At 35.5% G+C, this 19206-nt stretch carries 13 protein-coding genes; 6 read left to right on the top strand and 7 right to left on the bottom strand.

From position 1 onward, the window contains the following. Window positions 1-179 precede the first annotated feature (179 nt). The 3 genes from pflB (at window position 180) to HMPREF2658_RS13110 (ending at window position 5292) form a co-directional block, all read left to right on the top strand. Complete coding sequence (gene pflB / locus HMPREF2658_RS13125; RefSeq protein WP_000894660.1) at window positions 180-2429, top strand: formate C-acetyltransferase; 2250 nt, start codon at window positions 180-182, stop codon at window positions 2427-2429. 22 nt (window positions 2430-2451) lie between these two features. Next, window positions 2452-3207, top strand: a complete 756-nt coding sequence (gene pflA, locus HMPREF2658_RS13120) for a pyruvate formate-lyase-activating protein (RefSeq protein ID WP_000911657.1) — start codon at window positions 2452-2454, stop codon at window positions 3205-3207. 321 nt (window positions 3208-3528) lie between these two features. Then, the gene (locus HMPREF2658_RS13110) at window positions 3529-5292 is read left to right on the top strand and encodes a glycerophosphoryl diester phosphodiesterase membrane domain-containing protein (RefSeq protein ID WP_000822598.1); all 1764 of its coding nucleotides are present in this window, start codon (window positions 3529-3531) and stop codon (window positions 5290-5292) included. A 163-nt stretch (window positions 5293-5455) separates the two neighbouring features. Here HMPREF2658_RS13110 and HMPREF2658_RS13105 read toward each other — a convergent pair whose 3' ends face one another. Beyond that, the gene (locus HMPREF2658_RS13105; RefSeq protein WP_000211606.1) at window positions 5456-5800 is read right to left on the bottom strand and encodes a complement inhibitor SCIN family protein; all 345 of its coding nucleotides are present in this window, start codon (window positions 5798-5800) and stop codon (window positions 5456-5458) included. Between the two features lie 189 nt (window positions 5801-5989). On the opposite strand from HMPREF2658_RS13105, the gene coa reads away from it, so the two are divergent. Further along, on the top strand, window positions 5990-8005 hold the full coding sequence (gene coa, locus HMPREF2658_RS13100) for a staphylocoagulase (protein ID WP_070854465.1): 2016 nt from the start codon (window positions 5990-5992) through the stop codon (window positions 8003-8005). A 181-nt stretch (window positions 8006-8186) separates the two neighbouring features. Here coa and HMPREF2658_RS13095 read toward each other — a convergent pair whose 3' ends face one another. The 6 genes from HMPREF2658_RS13095 to HMPREF2658_RS13070 all read right to left on the bottom strand — a co-directional run bounded on the left by HMPREF2658_RS13095 (window position 8187) and on the right by HMPREF2658_RS13070 (window position 16685). Further along, window positions 8187-8294 carry a hypothetical protein gene (locus tag HMPREF2658_RS13095; protein ID WP_031774836.1) on the bottom strand — a complete coding sequence of 36 codons (108 nt, stop codon included), beginning with the start codon at window positions 8292-8294 and terminating at the stop codon, window positions 8187-8189. Between the two features lie 297 nt (window positions 8295-8591). Then, window positions 8592-9776, bottom strand: a complete 1185-nt coding sequence (locus tag HMPREF2658_RS13090; protein WP_001154623.1) for a thiolase family protein — start codon at window positions 9774-9776, stop codon at window positions 8592-8594. A gap of 29 nt (window positions 9777-9805) precedes the next feature. After that, complete coding sequence (locus HMPREF2658_RS13085) at window positions 9806-12067, bottom strand: 3-hydroxyacyl-CoA dehydrogenase/crotonase FadB (RefSeq protein ID WP_070854463.1); 2262 nt, start codon at window positions 12065-12067, stop codon at window positions 9806-9808. Window positions 12068-12253: 186 nt separating this feature from the next. Beyond that, the gene (locus HMPREF2658_RS13080) at window positions 12254-13465 is read right to left on the bottom strand and encodes an acyl-CoA dehydrogenase FadE (protein WP_000142193.1); all 1212 of its coding nucleotides are present in this window, start codon (window positions 13463-13465) and stop codon (window positions 12254-12256) included. Window positions 13466-13576: 111 nt separating this feature from the next. Next, on the bottom strand, window positions 13577-15082 hold the full coding sequence (locus HMPREF2658_RS13075; RefSeq protein ID WP_070854460.1) for a long-chain-fatty-acid--CoA ligase FadD: 1506 nt from the start codon (window positions 15080-15082) through the stop codon (window positions 13577-13579). A gap of 25 nt (window positions 15083-15107) precedes the next feature. Next, window positions 15108-16685, bottom strand: coding sequence for a fatty acid degradation protein FadX (locus HMPREF2658_RS13070; protein WP_072468777.1), 1578 nt, complete (start codon window positions 16683-16685; stop codon window positions 15108-15110). A gap of 357 nt (window positions 16686-17042) precedes the next feature. Here HMPREF2658_RS13070 and HMPREF2658_RS13065 point away from each other — a divergent pair, with 357 nt between their 5' ends. Both HMPREF2658_RS13065 and HMPREF2658_RS13060 read left to right on the top strand, forming a co-directional pair. After that, complete coding sequence (locus tag HMPREF2658_RS13065; RefSeq protein WP_001265705.1) at window positions 17043-17714, top strand: type 1 glutamine amidotransferase; 672 nt, start codon at window positions 17043-17045, stop codon at window positions 17712-17714. Between the two features lie 221 nt (window positions 17715-17935). Further along, entirely contained in the window at window positions 17936-19078 is a 1143-nt protein-coding gene (locus HMPREF2658_RS13060; protein ID WP_072468834.1) for a PrsW family intramembrane metalloprotease, read from the top strand. Window positions 19079-19206: the final 128 nt, after the last annotated feature.

The raw sequence follows: 19206 nt of genomic DNA, 5'->3' as shown, positions 1-19206 counted from the left end.
AATGCAATTAGCATATTACTGTTACACAAATTAGTACAGTTTCTATGTTTTGACATACATTTGATGAAAATTGTACATAATTTATGTGAAAAAAATCACAACAAACATGCTACAATGACTATGAAAACGTTAACATAGCATTTCAAATTCACAACATTATACAGATGGAGGCGTTTAGTATGTTAGAAACAAATAAAAATCATGCAACAGCTTGGCAAGGATTTAAAAATGGAAGATGGAACAGACACGTAGATGTAAGGGAGTTTATCCAATTAAACTACACTCTTTATGAAGGTAATGATTCATTTTTAGCAGGACCAACAGAAGCAACTTCTAAACTTTGGGAACAAGTAATGCAGTTATCGAAAGAAGAACGTGAACGTGGCGGCATGTGGGATATGGACACGAAAGTAGCTTCAACAATCACATCTCATGATGCTGGTTATTTAGACAAAGATTTAGAAACAATTGTAGGTGTACAAACTGAAAAACCATTCAAACGTTCAATGCAACCATTCGGTGGTATTCGTATGGCGAAAGCGGCTTGTGAAGCTTACGGTTACGAATTAGACGAAGAAACTGAAAAAATCTTTACAGATTATCGTAAAACACATAACCAAGGTGTATTCGATGCATATTCTAGAGAAATGTTGAACTGCCGTAAAGCAGGTGTAATCACTGGTTTACCTGATGCATACGGACGTGGACGTATTATCGGTGACTATCGTCGTGTTGCTTTATATGGTGTAGATTTCTTAATGGAAGAAAAAATGCACGACTTCAACACGATGTCTACAGAAATGTCAGAAGATGTAATTCGTTTACGTGAAGAATTATCAGAACAATATCGTGCATTAAAAGAATTAAAAGAACTTGGACAAAAATATGGTTTCGATTTAAGCCGTCCAGCAGAAAACTTCAAAGAAGCAGTTCAATGGTTATACTTAGCATATCTTGCTGCAATTAAAGAACAAAACGGTGCAGCAATGAGTTTAGGTCGTACATCAACATTCTTAGATATCTATGCTGAACGTGACCTTAAAGCAGGTGTTATTACTGAAAGCGAAGTTCAAGAAATTATTGACCACTTCATCATGAAATTACGTATTGTTAAATTTGCTCGTACACCTGATTACAATGAATTATTCTCTGGAGACCCAACTTGGGTAACTGAATCTATCGGTGGTGTAGGTATTGACGGACGTCCACTTGTTACGAAAAACTCATTCCGTTTCTTACACTCATTAGATAACTTAGGTCCAGCACCAGAACCAAACTTAACAGTATTATGGTCAGTACGTTTACCTGACAATTTCAAAACATACTGTGCAAAAATGAGTATTAAAACAAGTTCTATCCAATATGAAAATGATGACATTATGCGTGAAAGCTATGGCGATGACTATGGTATCGCATGTTGTGTATCAGCGATGACAATTGGTAAACAAATGCAATTCTTCGGTGCACGTGCGAACTTAGCTAAAACATTACTTTACGCTATCAATGGTGGTAAAGATGAAAAATCTGGTGCACAAGTTGGTCCAAACTTCGAAGGTATTAACAGCGAAGTATTAGAATATGACGAAGTATTCAAGAAATTTGATCAAATGATGGATTGGCTAGCAGGTGTTTACATTAACTCATTAAATGTTATTCACTACATGCACGATAAATACAGCTATGAACGTATTGAAATGGCATTACATGATACAGAAATTGTACGTACAATGGCAACAGGTATCGCTGGTTTATCAGTAGCAGCTGACTCATTATCTGCAATTAAATATGCACAAGTTAAACCAATTCGTAACGAAGAAGGTCTTGTAGTAGACTTTGAAATCGAAGGCGACTTCCCTAAATACGGTAACAATGACGACCGTGTAGATGATATCGCAGTTGATTTAGTAGAACGCTTTATGACTAAATTACGTAGTCATAAAACATATCGTGATTCAGAACATACAATGAGTGTATTAACAATTACTTCAAACGTTGTATACGGTAAGAAAACTGGTAACACACCAGACGGACGTAAAGCTGGCGAACCATTTGCACCAGGTGCAAACCCAATGCATGGCCGTGACCAAAAAGGTGCATTATCTTCATTAAGTTCTGTAGCTAAGATCCCTTACGATTGCTGTAAAGATGGTATTTCAAATACATTCAGTATCGTACCAAAATCATTAGGTAAAGAACCAGAAGATCAAAACCGTAACTTAACTAGTATGTTAGATGGTTACGCAATGCAATGTGGTCACCACTTAAATATTAACGTATTTAACCGTGAAACATTAATAGATGCAATGGAACATCCAGAAGAATATCCACAGTTAACAATCCGTGTATCTGGTTACGCTGTTAACTTCATTAAATTAACACGTGAACAACAATTAGATGTAATTTCTCGTACATTCCATGAAAGTATGTAACAAAATTTAAGGTGGGAGCACTATGCTTAAGGGACACTTACATTCTGTCGAAAGTTTAGGTACTGTCGATGGACCGGGATTAAGATATATATTATTTACACAAGGATGCTTACTTAGATGCTTGTATTGCCACAATCCAGATACTTGGAAAATTAGTGAGCCATCAAGAGAAGTCACAGTTGATGAAATGGTGAATGAAATATTACCATACAAACCATACTTTGATGCATCGGGTGGCGGTGTAACAGTCAGTGGTGGCGAACCATTGTTACAAATGCCATTCTTAGAAAAATTATTTGCAGAATTAAAAGAAAATGGTGTGCACACTTGCTTAGACACATCGGCTGGATGTGCTAATGATACAAAAGCATTTCAAAGGCATTTTGAAGAATTACAAAAACATACAGACTTGATATTATTAGATATAAAACATATTGATAATGACAAACATATTAGATTGACAGGAAAGCCTAATACACACATCCTTAACTTCGCGCGCAAACTGTCAGATATGAAACAACCTGTATGGATTCGACATGTCCTTGTGCCTGGTTATTCTGATGATAAAGACGATTTAATTAAACTAGGGGAATTTATTAATTCTCTTGATAACGTCGAAAAGTTTGAAATTCTGCCATATCATCAGTTAGGTGTTCATAAGTGGAAAACATTGGGCATTGCATATGAATTAGAAGATGTCGAAGCGCCCGATGATGAAGCTGTTAAAGCAGCCTACCGTTATGTTAACTTCAAAGGGAAAATTCCCGTTGAATTATAAATACAATTCAGACCGAAAAGAAAGCATATGTAACTTCAAGAGTGAAGGGGCATATGCTTCTTTTTCAATTGAGTATAGAGTATTAGCAAGACGTAGTAGGTATATGAGACAACTTCTACAATGGTTGAAGGAAGACGTTTTTGTAAGTAGCTATGCTGATAAAGAATGTGATGCCTTGTTAAAGGTGGGGTTCCAATATCATCGAATGGGTTATTAATTGCTACTTGCATATGAATATGAGTCTTTTCAAATTTTTATTGACCCTGAGTAATGAAAAATATTAAGATGAAACTTAATATTAAAGCAATGCGGAGCGTGATTATGAAGAGAATTAGTAAAGATATATGGGCAGTATTTAAATTACTGTATCAAAATAAAGGGCGTTTTAGCATTAACGCCTTACTATTGCAGTTAATCATGATTTTTATTAGTAGTACATACTTAATTTTACTATTTAATATGATGTTAAAAGTAGCTGGGCAAAGCCAACTTACGATTAACAATTGGATGGAAATCGTAAGTCATCCTGCCAGTGTAATACTTCTTATTATATTCATATTAAGTGTTGCTTTTCTGATTTATGTAGAGTTTTCATTGTTAGTTTATATGGTTTATGCCGGCTTTGATCGACAAATTATTACATTTAAATCCATTTTTAAAAATGCCTTTGTCAATGTGCGTAAACTCATAGGTGTACCAGTTATTTTCTTTGTCATTTATTTAATGTTAATGATACCCATTGCCAACCTAGGACTAAGTTCAGTATTAACAAAAAATATTTACATACCTAAATTTTTAACGGAAGAACTTATGAAAACGACGAAAGGTATAATCATTTACGGTACCTTTATGATTGCTGTATTTATCTTAAACTTTAAATTAATATTTACCTTACCGTTAACGATTTTAAACCGCCAATCGTTATTTAAAAATATGAGACTAAGTTGGCAAATTACGAAGCGAAATAAGTTTCGACTTGTTATAGAAATAGTTATATTGGAACTCATCATTGGTGCGATTTTAACATTAATTATTTCAGGAGCAACATATCTTGCTATTTGTGTAGATGAAGAAGGAGATAAGTTTTTAGTCTCCTCAATTTTATTTGTTGTATTGAAAAGCTCATTGTTCTTTTATTATTTATTTACGAAATTATCATTAATCAGTGTGTTAGTACTGCACTTAAAACAAGAGAATGTATTAGACCAACCGGGCTTAGAATTTAAATACCCAAAACCGAAACGGAAGTCTAGGTTCTTTATAATTTCAATGGTGCTTGCAGTGACATGTTTTGTCGGTTATAACATGTACTTACTTTACAATAATACTATCAATACAAACATCTCCATTATTGGCCATCGTGGTTTCGAAGATAAAGGCGTTGAAAATTCGATTCCGTCATTGAAAGCTGCTGCAAAAGCGAATGTCGAATACGTTGAGTTAGATACAATTATGACGAAAGATAAACAATTTGTTGTTAGTCATGATAACAATTTGAAACGTTTAACAGGTGTTAATAAAAATATTTCTGAATCTAATTTCAAAGATGTCGTCGGTTTGAAAATGCGTCAAAATCGACATGAAGCAAAACTTGTATCCTTAGACGAATTTATTGAAACGGCTAAACAATCAAATGTGAAGCTACTAGTAGAGTTAAAGCCACATGGTAAAGAACCAGCAGATTATACACAACGTGTTATTGATATTTTGAAAAAGCATGGTGTTGAACATCAATATCGTGTGATGTCATTGGATTATGATGTGATGACTAAGTTGAAAAAAGAAGCACCATATCTCAAGTGTGGTTATATCATACCGTTACAGTTTGGTCATTTTAAAGAAACATCATTAGATTTCTTTGTCATCGAAGATTTTTCTTATTCGCCAAGACTTGTTAATCAAGCACACTTGGAAAATAAAGAAGTCTATACTTGGACCATTAACGGCGAAGAAGATTTAACGAAATACTTACAAACCAATGTTGATGGTATTATCACAGATGACCCAGCATTAGCTGATCAGATTAAAGAAGAAAAGAAAGACGAAACATACTTTGATCGTTCTATAAGAATATTATTTGAATAATAAAAACAAAGACCTCTAAAGTTATCAAGATAATACTTTCAGAGGTCTTTTTAACGTTGCCATCTATGAGATAGGCAATCGTTTCATTCGTTTATAATCATATGACAAGTATTTGTAAGGTAATTTGGCGTCACACACACTTACATGATTTATTGGTGAATTATTAATTGTTTTGTGAATGCAAAGGGTTAGAAATTGAATCGTAAATACTTTCTAATCTATGTTTCGCTTTAGTCATTTGATCCAAATTTTTAGTGCGTATAGCGGATTTTGCAATATAGTGCGCAGCTAAAATGTCGCGCTTTTGATATGCATCTAAATTTAGGTACGATAATTTATTTAAGTCAGTGTTTACTATTAATTCATGTAATTGATCTACAAGCGCTTGATGTTGATACGTATGTGATGTAGTTTCAGATTTGCTTGCTAATTTAATACCAGTCGTATCAAGGAGCGCCGCTTTAATACCAGCAACTAAATATGTTTTGATTTTCATTTGTGTTGTCATGCTTTGTTACTCCTTTGATGTACATTAATCAAAAAAATTATACACTATTGTATATTGCAAAGCTAATTAACTATAACAAAAAGATAGTTAATGCTTTGTTTATTCTAGTTAATATATAGTTAATGTCTTTTAATATTTTGTTTCTTTAATGTAGATTGGGCAATTACATTTTGGAGGAATTAAAAAATTATGAAAAAGCAAATAATTTCGCTAGGCGCATTAGCAGTTGCATCTAGCTTATTTACATGGGATAACAAAGCAGATGCGATAGTAACAAAGGATTATAGTGGGAAATCACAAGTTAATGCTGGGAGTAAAAATGGGAAACAAATTGCAGATGGATATTATTGGGGAATAATTGAAAATCTAGAGAACCAGTTTTACAATATTTTTCATTTATTGGATCAGCATAAATATGCAGAAAAAGAATATAAAGATGCATTAGATAAATTAAAAACTAGAGTTTTAGAGGAAGACCAATACCTGCTAGAAAGAAAAAAAGAAAAATACGAAATTTATAAAGAACTATATAAAAAATACAAAAAAGAGAATCCTAATACTCAGGTTAAAATGAAAGCATTTGATAAATACGATCTTGGCGATTTAACTATGGAAGAATACAATGACTTATCAAAATTATTAACAAAAGCATTGGATAACTTTAAGTTAGAAGTAAAGAAAATTGAATCAGAGAATCCAGATTTAAGACCATATTCTGAAAGTGAAGAGAGAACAGCATATGGTAAAATAGATTCACTTGTTGATCAAGCATATAGTGTATATTTTGCCTACGTTACAGATGCTCAACATAAAACAGAAGCATTAAATCTTAGGGCAAAAATAGATTTGATTTTAGGTGATGAAAAAGATCCAATTAGAGTGACGAATCAACGTACTGAAAAAGAAATGATTAAAGATTTAGAATCTATTATTGATGATTTCTTCATTGAAACAAAGTTGAATAGACCTCAACACATTACTAGATATGATGGAACTAAACATGATTACCATAAACATAAAGATGGATTTGATGCTTTAGTTAAAGAAACAAGAGAAGCGGTTTCTAAGGCTGACGAATCTTGGAAAACTAAAACTGTCAAAAAATACGGGGAAACTGAAACAAAATATCCTGTTGTAAAAGAAGAGAAGAAAGTTGAAGAACCTCAATCACCTAAAGTTTCTGAAAAAGTGGATGTTCAGGAAACGGTTGGTACAACTGAAGAAGCACCATTACCAATTGCGCAACCACTAGTTAAATTACCACAAATTGGGACTCAAGGCGAAATTGTAAAAGGTCCCGACTATCCAACTATGGAAAATAAAACGTTACAAGGTGTAATTGTTCAAGGTCCAGATTTCCCAACAATGGAACAAAACAGACCATCTTTAAGTGACAATTATACACAACCATCTGTGACTTTACCGTCAATTACAGGTGAAAGTACACCAACGAACCCTATTTTAAAAGGTATTGAAGGAAACTCATCTAAACTTGAAATAAAACCACAAGGTACTGAATCAACGTTGAAAGGTATTCAAGGAGAATCAAGTGATATTGAAGTTAAACCTCAAGCAACTGAAACAACAGAAGCATCACATTATCCAGCGAGACCGCAATTTAACAAAACACCTAAATATGTGAAATATAGAGAAGCTGGTACAGGTATTCGTGAATACAACGATGGAACTTTTGGATATGAAGCGAGACCAAGATTCAACAAGCCATCAGAAACAAACGCATACAACGTAACGACAAATCAAGATGGCACAGTATCATATGGGGCTCGCCCAACACAAAACAAGCCAAGCAAAACAAATGCATATAACGTAACAACACATGCAAACGGCCAAGTATCATATGGCGCTCGCCCGACATACAACAAGCCAAGTGAAACAAATGCATACAACGTAACGACAAATCGAGATGGCACAGTATCATATGGCGCTCGCCCGACACAAAAGAAGCCAAGCGAAACGAATGCATATAACGTAACAACACACGGAAATGGCCAAGTATCATATGGCGCTCGTCCGACACAAAAGAAGCCAAGCAAAACAAATGCATATAACGTAACAACACATGCAAACGGCCAAGTATCATATGGCGCTCGTCCGACATACAACAAGCCAAGTAAAACAAATGCATACAATGTAACAACACATGCAGATGGTACTGCGACATATGGTCCTAGAGTAACAAAATAAGTTTATAACTCTATCCATAGACATACAGTCAATACAAAACATTACGTATCTTTACAACAGTAATCATGCATTCTATGATGCTTCTAACTGAATTAAAGCATCGAACAATCGGAAGCATATTTCTAAATTACTTATTCATTATAGTCTTAAACATAACATGACCTAATATATTACTAACCTATTAAAATAAACCACGCACATCTATGTGACATACGACAATCACAGCAATAATAATTGCTTTAGAAAGTCGTACCGAACTGGAACTTACAAGTCTAGTTCGAACACACACTGATGTGAGTGGTTTTCTTTATTTTAAACATGAACAATCAGATAAGTTACTAGTAGTAGCAAATATTATTAAATCAAAGGGCTTCGATTCATAAAATTTAAAACAATGATTAAAATTAGACGTGTAAATGTTAAATTCTAAAACGGAAATACCCGCTATCCTATTAAACCACTATTTTGTTCGATCACTATATTTCACACAGCTTCAATAATAAAACGAAACTGCTTCAATCTGCTTCAACTTCAGCCTACTTCATTCAATAACAAAACGAATCCGCTTCATACAAAATCAACCATTCTAACGCACATACTCAAATATAGCAGCTGCACCCATACCGACACCAATACACATCGTAACCATGCCGTAACGGCTATCGGGACGTCTACCCATTTCATTAAGTAAACGCGCGGTTAACATTGCGCCTGTAGCACCTAATGGATGTCCTAAAGCAATAGCGCCACCATTCACATTCGTACGTGATATATCTAGCCCTACTTCTTTAATAGATGCAATCGTTTGTGAAGCAAATGCTTCGTTCAATTCGATTAAATCAATATCTTCAACAGATAGATTGCTGAGTGACAATACTTCAGGAATCGCATATGCAGGCCCAATACCCATAATTTTCGGGTCAACGCCTACTGCCTTATAACCAACGAATCGTGCAATAGGTGTCACGCCGAGTTCTTTCACTTTATCTCCAGACATTAAAACTACAAATCCTGCACCATCAGAAAGTGGGGCAGATGTTCCTGCAGTCACAGTGCCGTCAGCTTTAAATACTGTACGTAATTTGGCTAATGCCTCCATCGTGGTATCAGGTCGTATAAATTCATCTTGGTCAAAGATATTTGTGTGTACTTTTGGTCCTGCGTTTGTATATTCAACTGAGTTTACTTGTATTGGAATAATTTCATCTTTGAACCGACCATCACGTTGTGCGTCATAGGCACGTTGATGACTTCTGACAGCATAAGCATCTTGATCTTCGCGTGATACGTCAAATTGGGATGCTATATTTTCAGCAGTTAAACCCATAGGATATGACGCACCTATATCATCATATTGTAAGGTTGGATTGTTTGTGGGCTCGTTGCCACCCATTGGTACGGCACTCATCAATTCAACGCCACCAGCTACAAGTATATCTCCTTGACCAGCCATAATTTGATTGGCTGCAATCGCGATGGTTTGTAATCCTGATGAGCAGTAGCGATTCACTGTTTGACCCGGTACCGTGTCAGATAATCCCGTACGCAATGCAATCGTTCGTGCAATGTTTTGTCCTTGTAATCCTTCTGGAAAAGCCGTACCAACAATGACATCTTCAATCATATTCTTATTGAATTTTCCGTCAATACGTTTCAATACGCCTTGTAATACTTTGGCTGCGACATCATCAGGTCTTTCGTGGAATAATGCGCCTTGCTTTGCTTTCGCTGCGGCTGAACGCCCATAAGCTACAATGTATGCTTCTTGCATGGTTATCATCCTCTCTTAATGACTATCTTTTAATTACGTAATGGCTTACCGGTTTTTAACATATGCGCAATTCTTTCATATGATTTTTTAGATTTTAGTAAGTCAATAAAGCCAATTTTCTCCAACGATTGAATGTAACGTTGATTGATAAATGTATTTCTTGGTAAATCACCACCCGCTAAAATTGTGGCGATATTTAAGGCGATATGATAATCATGGTCGCTAATAAAATGACCGCGTCTTTGCGCATTTAATTGTCCTTGAATCAACGCTTTGAAGTCTTCACCTAAAGCGATATATTGATGTCTAGGATTCGGAATATAGTTTGTTTCTGCTTCATATTTCGCACGTTTGAGCGCAACTTCGACACGTTGTGTTGTATTGAAAATAATCGTATCTGTATCACGTAAATAACCATAACGACGTGCCTCAAAGGCATTTGTAGAGGCTTTCGCAAATGCGATATTCGTCAGTACTTTTGTCATGGAAGCTTGTTTGTCATCAAACTTATGCGATGTGCGTAATATGCGATCAGCCATTTCTGCAAGGCCACCGCCACTCGGTAATAAGCCAACACCTGCTTCAACAAGACCGATATATGTTTCACTTGCAGCGACAACAATAGGTGAGTAAAGTACAAGCTCACAGCCACCGCCTAAGGCACGACCTTGAACAGCTGTGACTACTGGTTTCAAACTATACTTCAAACGATTAAAGCTATAATGTAATTTATCAATTGATTGTGCAACGACATCATCTACAAGACCGTCTTCATGAGCCTTTTTCATTAAGAAAAGGTTAGCACCCACACTGAAATTATTACCATCTGCATAAATAACCATACTTGTGTAATGTTCATTTTCCAGTAAATCAATCGCATCAACTAACGCATCGTTGAATTCATCGGTAATGACATTATTTTTACTTTGTAATTTCAGTAACAGTTGATTATCATGAGTTACGGAAAGTTTGGCATCACCTTTATCCCAAAGTTCATCTTTTACGAAGTGAGAAACAGGCGTTGCATATTCGATGGTCTCATCTTGTTTATAAAAGCCACCGTCTAAATCACTAATCCATTGTGGTAAGTCTCCAAGTTCGTCTTCCATACGTGTTTTAACACGTTCATATCCCATTGCATCCCATAATTGGAATGGACCAAGTTTCCAGTTGAACCCCCAGACAAGCGCACGGTCTATGTCTCGGAAATCATCGGTAGCTTTAGGTACATTGATGGCAGAGTAATAGAAATTATTACGTAATGTCTCCCATAAAAATAGTCCCGCTTCGTCTTGCGCATTGAATATGACATCAAGGTTATGCACTACGTCTTTATTAAATTCATTTAAAATTGGTAATTGCGGTTGAGATACAGGTACATAATCTTGTTTTTCAACATCGTAAACAAGTCGAGCTTTAGTTTCTTTATCCTTTTTGTAAAATCCTTGTTTCGTTTTACGTCCGAGTGCGCCATTTTCAAACAACGTATTTACAATTTTGACATCATGAAAATAAGGTGTTTCTTCAGGTACTTGTTGCATGCCTTTAATTACTGACACTGCAATATCTAAACCGACTAGGTCAGATAGGGCATATGTACCTGTTTTAGGACGACCAATCGCTTGCCCAGTTAAAGCATCCACATCTACAATGCTTAACTTGTGTTGCTCGGCGCGATACATAATATCATTCATTGTTTGCGTGCCGACTCTATTTGCGACAAAGCCAGGCACATCATTGACGACAATGACACCTTTACCTAACACATTTTGCGCGAAATTTTTTACATCTAATATGATAGATTCCTTCGTGTGTGACGTAGGTATTAACTCCACTAATTTCATAATACGTGGTGGGTTAAAGAAATGTAGACCAAAGAATCGTTCTTGATCCTTCTCGTTAAATGCTTTAGCAATCGCATTAATTGGAATACCTGATGTATTTGTAGCGAATAAAGCATCTTCTTTAGCATGTTGTAGAACTTGTTGCCAAACAGCATGCTTAATTTCAATATCTTCTTTGACTGCTTCGATATATAAATCAGCATCATCATTTACCAAGTCATCATCAAAATTACCATATGTTAAATGACTCGCTAGATTTAAGTCGAATAGAAGCGGCCGTTTCTTATCTGTAATTTTATCGTAAGATTTTTTCGCAATGAGATTTGGATCGTTTTTGTCCACTACAATATCTAATAGTTTTACTTTAAGTCCAGCATTCACAAAGAGTGCTGCCAGTTGAGCGCCCATTGTGCCTGCGCCAAGAACGGTTACTTTATTAATTGTCATAGTGATTCCTCCAATTTAGTTGAGGATAAGATAACCATTAAGATAATTGGAATAACGTTGCTATTTTATAAAATTAATTAAGTATCTTTGACAGTCATCTTAGCCTCTTATTTAAGGAAAAAGCTTTATGCTTAAAATAAGTCTTTTTTTAGTGATATTACTGCATCTCATATAATTCTTTGCTATTTATACGAAAGCAGAATCTCCAGTCAAAGCGCGTCCAATTACTAAGGCATTAATTTCATGTGTACCTTCGTACGTGTAAATCGCTTCTGCATCAGAGAAGAAACGTGCAATATCATAATCGTCAGCTAGTATGCCATTACCACCTGTAATACCGCGGCCCATAGCTACTGTCTCACGCAAACGTAAGGCATTCATCATCTTCGCCGTTGAAGTTGCAACCTCGTCATATTCACCATGTGCTTGCATATTAGCTAATTGAGCACATGTTGCCATTGCTTGAGCTAAATTACCTTGCATCATTGCTAGCTTTTCTTGTATTAACTGATATTTACTAATTGGTTTGCCGAATTGCTTACGCTCAGTGACATAATCTAATGTGGCACGTAAAGCGCCAGCCATACCACCTGTAGCCATATAGGCAACGCCTGCTCTCGTTGAATAAAGGATTTTAGCAATATCTTTAAAGCTTGTTATGTTTTGTAAGCGATCCGCTTCATCTACTTTGACATTAGTTAATTTAATTAGTGCGTTAGGAACAATGCGAAGTGCGATTTTATTATCAATAACTTCAATATTGACGCCATCTTGTTCTGGTCTGACTACAAAGCAATGGGGTTTGCCAGTTTCTTTATTTACTGCGAATACTGGAATGACATCAGATACATGTGCACCACCAATCCATTTCTTTTCACCATTGATAACCCAAGTATCGCCCTGGCGTTCAGCGACTGTTTCAAGACCTCCCGCAACGTCCGAACCGTGTTCTGGTTCAGTTAAAGCAAAGCATGTACGCAGTTCATGTGACTGTAATTTAGGTACATATTTCGCAATTTGTTCTTTGCTACCTCCGAAATAGAAAGTGTTATGCCCTAAACCTTGATGAACACCGAGTAGGGTAGCTAAGGAAATATCAAATCGCGCGAGTAGGTAAGACATGAAAAACTGAAATAGTTGACTAGGCATTTTGGCGTTTGGACGATCCTTGTAAAGTAATGGATTGTTAAAATAATTTAATTCTCCCAGATCTTTAAAATAGTCCTCGGGTACAGTAGCGTCTATCCAATGTTGATTAATATTTTCACGGTACTTACTTTCTAGCAATGAATCTACTTGTTGTAAAAATTCGACTTCACCGTCTGTTAAACCTTTAGCAATACTAAGTACATCTTCAGGAAATAATGTTTTTAAGACTGTTTCTTTTTCAAATGTCATATAAATTCCTCCTAAAAATAATATGAATACTAATGTGAAATGCATTTAATTCAAAAACAACACGCTTCGCTTGTAAACGCTTACAAAAAATATCAAAAATTTTTACCACCTTTAAAGTGTTTGTGAGACTTTGTCATTCATCATTTGTCGAATCGCAAGTTTATCTGGTTTCTGCGTACTGTTTAACGGCATATGTGTCACTGGTACATACATTCTTGGGACTTTATAACCTGCTAAACGACTTCGCATATGTTGGTCTAAAATTTCAGCGTAATGAGGTTCATCTTCGCGAAGTATAATGGCTGCAGCAATTGATTCGCCATATTTTGGATGATCATAGCCAACGACCACACACCGGTCTATTAGTGGATGCTCAGCTAAAGCATTTTCGACTTCGGATGGTAAGACATTTTCGCCACCAGTTATGATTAATTCTTTTTTGCGGTCAATAATAAATATATCGCCATCGTCGTCCATCTTCGCTAAATCTCCTGTCAATAAGTAACGACCATGAAACGCTTTAGCAGTCTCTGCTGGTTTATTCCAATATCCTGGCGTGACATTTTTAGCCTTAATTGCAAGTTCGCCAATTTCACCAGTAGGTACTTCTTCACCGTTATCATCAAGGATACGTGCATCAACAAACATGACTGCTTTACCAATACTCATTGGTTTACGTTTTGAATTTTCCGGTGTATTAACAAGTACAAGCGGTGCTTCAGTTAAGCCATAGCCGTTAATAATGTTTATGCCATATTGTTTAAAAGCTGCTTGGATACTTGGTAATGGTTGTGAACCACCTTGGATGATATAATCCATAGCTTTAAAGTTTTCAGGATTAAAATTACTAGCACGTAGCGTACTATAATACATTGTTGGAATCATGATAATAAATGTAGGGTGATATTGTGCAATCATGTCATTCAATTCTTCGCCATTAAAGTAACGTTGAAGAATAAGTGTGCCACCTGACATTAATACTGGTAATACAGTATCGTTAAACCCTAAAACATGGAACATTGGTGTTGATAAAATCGTAATATAGTTTGAATTGAACTTATACGTCAGCTCTAAGTTTGCGCCGTTATGAACAAATGATTCATATGAGAACATCACACCTTTAGGTGATCCAGTTGTACCACTTGTATAAATTAATGCTGCAAGATCTTGTGGTTCAACAGGTGTTGCTTGAAAAGGTTGGTGATAATCTGGATTTACGATTTCATCATATTGCGCTACATCAATATCCATATGCAATAAGTTTTGGTCAATATCGGTGAGTGAACTTAAATGTTTTTCAGCATAGAAGAGCAGTTTTAATTGTGCATCTTCCACAATAGCTGCAATTTCTTTTGGGTTAAGCCGCCAATTCAATGGTAAAAAAACCGCACCTGTTTTAAAACAAGCAAATAATAAATCTAATATTGCAATATCATTTGGCGCAAAAATACCGATAACATCGCCTTTTTTAACACCTTGAGATGTTAAATAATGTGCCATATTATCAGCGCGTGCATTGAGTTGTTGGTATGTCCAAGATGTTTGTTTTGCGTGATCAATAACGGCAGGCTTGTCATCATCGAAGTCTGAGCGCGTTTTTATCCAATCGAAATTCATTAGTATACCCCCTTTAGCTTCACTTTCATACTTTATGAATTGATTGTTTAAGTTCTCCCCATTTTTCTTTGTAAATGCTGGTATCAATTAATTTTAAATGATCAGCAATAATTGGTTTAAAAGCCATTTGATTCAAAATATCTTTATGCAAATCAAGACCTGGTGCAATTTCAATTAGTTTCAAGCCTTGATTGGTGAGCTCGAATACTGCACGATCAGTAACAAAATAGACTTCTTGCTCGAGTGATTGTGAATATTGTGCATTAAAATCTATATGGCTCACATCTGATACAAATTTCTGGTTTTGTCCTTCAGTTTCAATGCTTAATCGTTGATTATGACATGAGACATGACTGCCTGCTACAAAAGTACCTGAAAAGATAATTTTATTTACAGATTGTGTAATGTCTATAAAGCCACCACATCCATTTAGTCGGCCATTAAAGTAAGACACGTTGACATTGCCGTATTGATCAACCTCAGCAAAGCTAAGATAGGCAACTGATACACCATTGTTATAAATAAAATCCCATGCTCGATCATGAGGCATGCGCACATCTGCATTGTAATTCATACCAAAATGTTCACGACTCCCAACGAATCCACCGAAAATACCTATGTCTAAAATCGGTTGCACATCATGTTCAACACATTCTTCATGCAATAAATTAGAGAGTTCATTATTGATACCATAGCCAATGCTAATTGTATCGCCATAAGTTAAAAACTGAGCTGCACGTCTAAGAATCAGTTTGCGACTGTTAAAAGGTAATGCGGGTTCAGGTATTCCATCAATTCGTTCTTCTCCAGACAAGGCTGGTAAATAATGACTCTGAATTACTTGGCGGTGATTCTTTTCATCTTCTGTGACGTATACATAATCGACAAGATTTCCTGGGATAACAACTTCATTCGGCTTTAGTTGATAGTCATCAACTAAAGCTTTAACTTGTACAATAACTTTCCCATGATTGGCTTTCGTGTTTAATGCGACATGATAACACTCGCTCAAGTACGCTTCTTGAGTTAAATAAATGTTACTTTGTTGATCTGCGTATGTTCCTCTCAGTAGTGCGACATCAACGCTAGGGAATGTGTAGTGTAAGTATGTTTCATCGTCGATAGTTACTAATGAAACTAAATCATCAGTTGTTCGTGTATTTACTTTACCGCCACCGTATCTAGGATCAACAGCTGTGTTTAATCCGATTTTAGTAATAACTCCAGGTAATAATTGATTACTCTGACGATAATGAGTTGTAATGATACCTTGTGGTAAAAAATAAGCTTCAATGTCATTATTTTTCATTGCTTGTGCCGTTTTGGAAGAAGCCGTTAAAATGCTCATAATGACACGTTTAATCATACGACGTTCTATAAAATCATCTAAATCCGGTGCGGCACCTAAACTATGGATATCATTCGCTAATATAAACGTTAAATCATTGGGAGTATGATATGTGTCATGTTGCGCTAACACAGCACGTAGAACTTCGGCGGGTAAGTTGGCTACAGCTAATGCTGGTAAACCAATCACATCACCATCTTTAATGATATGTTGTAAGTCGTGCCATGTGATTTGTTTCAAGCAAGTCACCTCCATCACATTTGATAAATTATAGCGTTTTTACACTTTGTGTAAACCCTTACAAGAAATATAACATAACGACGTTTAAAATCAATTAGAAATATCTTTTTATTCTGATAATAGACACAGTATAGACACATTTTAATGATCGATAACAATTGTAATATCAAGGGTTTGTAATGAATTGAATATCATTAAAATGATGATATAAAAATATTGCTCGGAATATAAAAATAACCCATGTTTATTTAAAAAATGCAAAGACTAATTATCATTTTGATGCATCAGTAAGGCGAGGATGATCATCGCACAATCAGTGGTGTATAATGTAACTGATGAAATCATTGGAGAGTTGAAGGAGATGTTGAACATATGAGAGTCAATGTTTTACAACATACACCAAATGAAGGTGTTGGATACATAGGTGAGTGGGCGAAGGAAAGCGGGCACGAAGTCTATATTTATCATCCATATATGAATGATGGTGTGCTACCTCTTGCGGAAGAAACAGATATGTTAGTGATACTTGGTGGGCCAATGAATCCAGACGATGAGATGCCTTGGATTCAATCAGAACGCGAATTAATTTTAGTATTGATGGCACAAAACAAACCCATTTATGGTGCTTGCTTTGGTGCACAACAGATTTCGAAAGCATTAGGTTATGCGGTGTTAAAATCACCAGTAAAGGAAGTAGGTTGGGATGATGTTTACTTAGAATCAGAAATCATTCCGAATATACCAAGTCGATTGAAGGCACTACATTGGCATGAGGATATGTTTCAAATACCGCAACAAGCAGAATTATTATTTTCAGGGAACCATATTAGGAACCAAGGATTTATCATCGATCATCATGTGATTGGATTACAATTTCATTTTGAGCCTGGTCCAGACGATGTCAGAGAAATGGTACTAAATGATGCCCAATACATCAATCATTCTATTTTAGAGCAATCGGCGGAGGACATATTAGCCTTTGAGGTGCCTAAACAGAATAGGCAGGCCATTTTCCGAATACTTGATTTTATTACTCAAGCGTAAGATGTGATTTGTATTTTAAAATGAGTAAAAAAACGAATGTACACAATCGAACAAAGTAGTTATATAAATATATGGAAAATCCATCAATATTCAATTAAAATAGTTTTATTATGAAAATGAGAGTAGGTAAGTCTATGGAAAGTCTTAATCATCGAAGAGACGAAGAAAAAGAATCGGCAACGCAAACGCAATCAGTTGCACCTAATACAAGTGAAGCGGGGATGTCATCAGCAATTACACAATCAACTAAGACGTCCGATATACATAATGAATCTATCGATAAGCAAATGGACGATAAAGCTTATGAAACAGCGCAAAATACAGATTTGAAACACGAAGCAAGAAGTTTATTTGATAATGCAACCAAATCAATCGGTAGACTAGCGGGCAATGATGAAAGCTTAAATCTTAATTTAAAAGATATGTTTTCTGAAGTATTTAAGCCACATACTAAAAACGAAGCAGATGAAATATTTATAGCGGGTACTGCTAAAACGACGCCAGCAATTTGTGACATATCAGAAGAATGGGGGAAGCCATGGCTCTTTTCTCGAGTATTCATCGCTTTCACAGTAACATTTATTGGATTATGGGTCATGGCAGCATTTTTCAATAATACAAATGCGATTCCGGGTCTCATTTTTATAGGGGCTTTAACAGTACCATTATCAGGTTTATTCTTCTTCTATGAATCAAATGCGTTTAAAAATATTAGCATTTTTGAAGTTATTATCATGTTCTTTATTGGCGGCGTATTTTCATTACTAAGTACGATGGTATTATATAGATTTGTCGTTTTTAGTGATCAATTCGAAAGGTTTGGTTCGTTAACATTTTTCGATGCATTTTTAGTTGGATTGGTTGAAGAAACAGGTAAAGCACTCATTATTGTTTATTTCGTCAATAAATTGAAAACGAATAAAATTTTGAATGGTTTATTAATCGGTGCTGCTATTGGTGCCGGGTTTGCAGTTTTTGAATCGGCAGGTTATATTTTGAATTTCGCTTTAGGGGAAAATGTCCCATTATTAGATATTGTCTTCACACGTGCATGGACTGCAATTGGTGGTCATTTAGTGTGGTCAGCCATAGTCGGAGCTGCTATTGTTATTGCTAAAGAGCAACATGGTTTCGAGTTTAAAGATATTTTAGATAAACGCTTTTTAATATTCTTTTTATCAGCTGTTGGGTTACATGGCATTTGGGATACATCATTAACGATTCTTGGCAGTGATACGTTAAAAATATTCATTTTAATCGTAGTCGTATGGATACTCGTATTCATTTTAATGGGTGCAGGTTTGAAACAAGTTAATTTACTGCAGAAAGAATTTAAAGACCAACAGAAAAAAGTAGACGAATAATAATTTAGGCTTATGTTGCTATGTGTTTTAGCGACATAAGCTTTTTTCGTACGTCGTAAAAATTTTAATACGAAGTGTAAAATGAGGCTGGGATATAAATCAATGTCCTAGGGTCTATAATATTATAT

The sequence above is a fragment of the Staphylococcus sp. HMSC062H10 genome, from assembly GCF_001836945.1.
Taxonomy (GTDB): Bacteria; Bacillota; Bacilli; order Staphylococcales; family Staphylococcaceae; genus Staphylococcus; species Staphylococcus aureus.
The sequence above is the reverse complement of the archived record's forward strand: the minus strand, read 5'-3'. Positions and strand labels throughout refer to the sequence as shown.

Coding starts and splice junctions, on each gene's coding strand:
- pflB (WP_000894660.1), top strand. CDS start 180: ATGTTAGAAACAAATAAAAATCATGCAACAGCTTGGCAAGGATTTAAA.
- pflA (WP_000911657.1), top strand. CDS start 2,452: ATGCTTAAGGGACACTTACATTCTGTCGAAAGTTTAGGTACTGTCGAT.
- HMPREF2658_RS13110 (WP_000822598.1), top strand. CDS start 3,529: ATGAAGAGAATTAGTAAAGATATATGGGCAGTATTTAAATTACTGTAT.
- HMPREF2658_RS13105 (WP_000211606.1), bottom strand. CDS start 5,800: ATGACAACACAAATGAAAATCAAAACATATTTAGTTGCTGGTATTAAA.
- coa (WP_070854465.1), top strand. CDS start 5,990: ATGAAAAAGCAAATAATTTCGCTAGGCGCATTAGCAGTTGCATCTAGC.
- HMPREF2658_RS13090 (WP_001154623.1), bottom strand. CDS start 9,776: ATGCAAGAAGCATACATTGTAGCTTATGGGCGTTCAGCCGCAGCGAAA.
- HMPREF2658_RS13085 (WP_070854463.1), bottom strand. CDS start 12,067: ATGACAATTAATAAAGTAACCGTTCTTGGCGCAGGCACAATGGGCGCT.
- HMPREF2658_RS13080 (WP_000142193.1), bottom strand. CDS start 13,465: ATGACATTTGAAAAAGAAACAGTCTTAAAAACATTATTTCCTGAAGAT.
- HMPREF2658_RS13075 (WP_070854460.1), bottom strand. CDS start 15,082: ATGAATTTCGATTGGATAAAAACGCGCTCAGACTTCGATGATGACAAG.
- HMPREF2658_RS13070 (WP_072468777.1), bottom strand. CDS start 16,685: ATGGAGGTGACTTGCTTGAAACAAATCACATGGCACGACTTACAACAT.
- HMPREF2658_RS13065 (WP_001265705.1), top strand. CDS start 17,043: ATGAGAGTCAATGTTTTACAACATACACCAAATGAAGGTGTTGGATAC.
- HMPREF2658_RS13060 (WP_072468834.1), top strand. CDS start 17,936: ATGTCATCAGCAATTACACAATCAACTAAGACGTCCGATATACATAAT.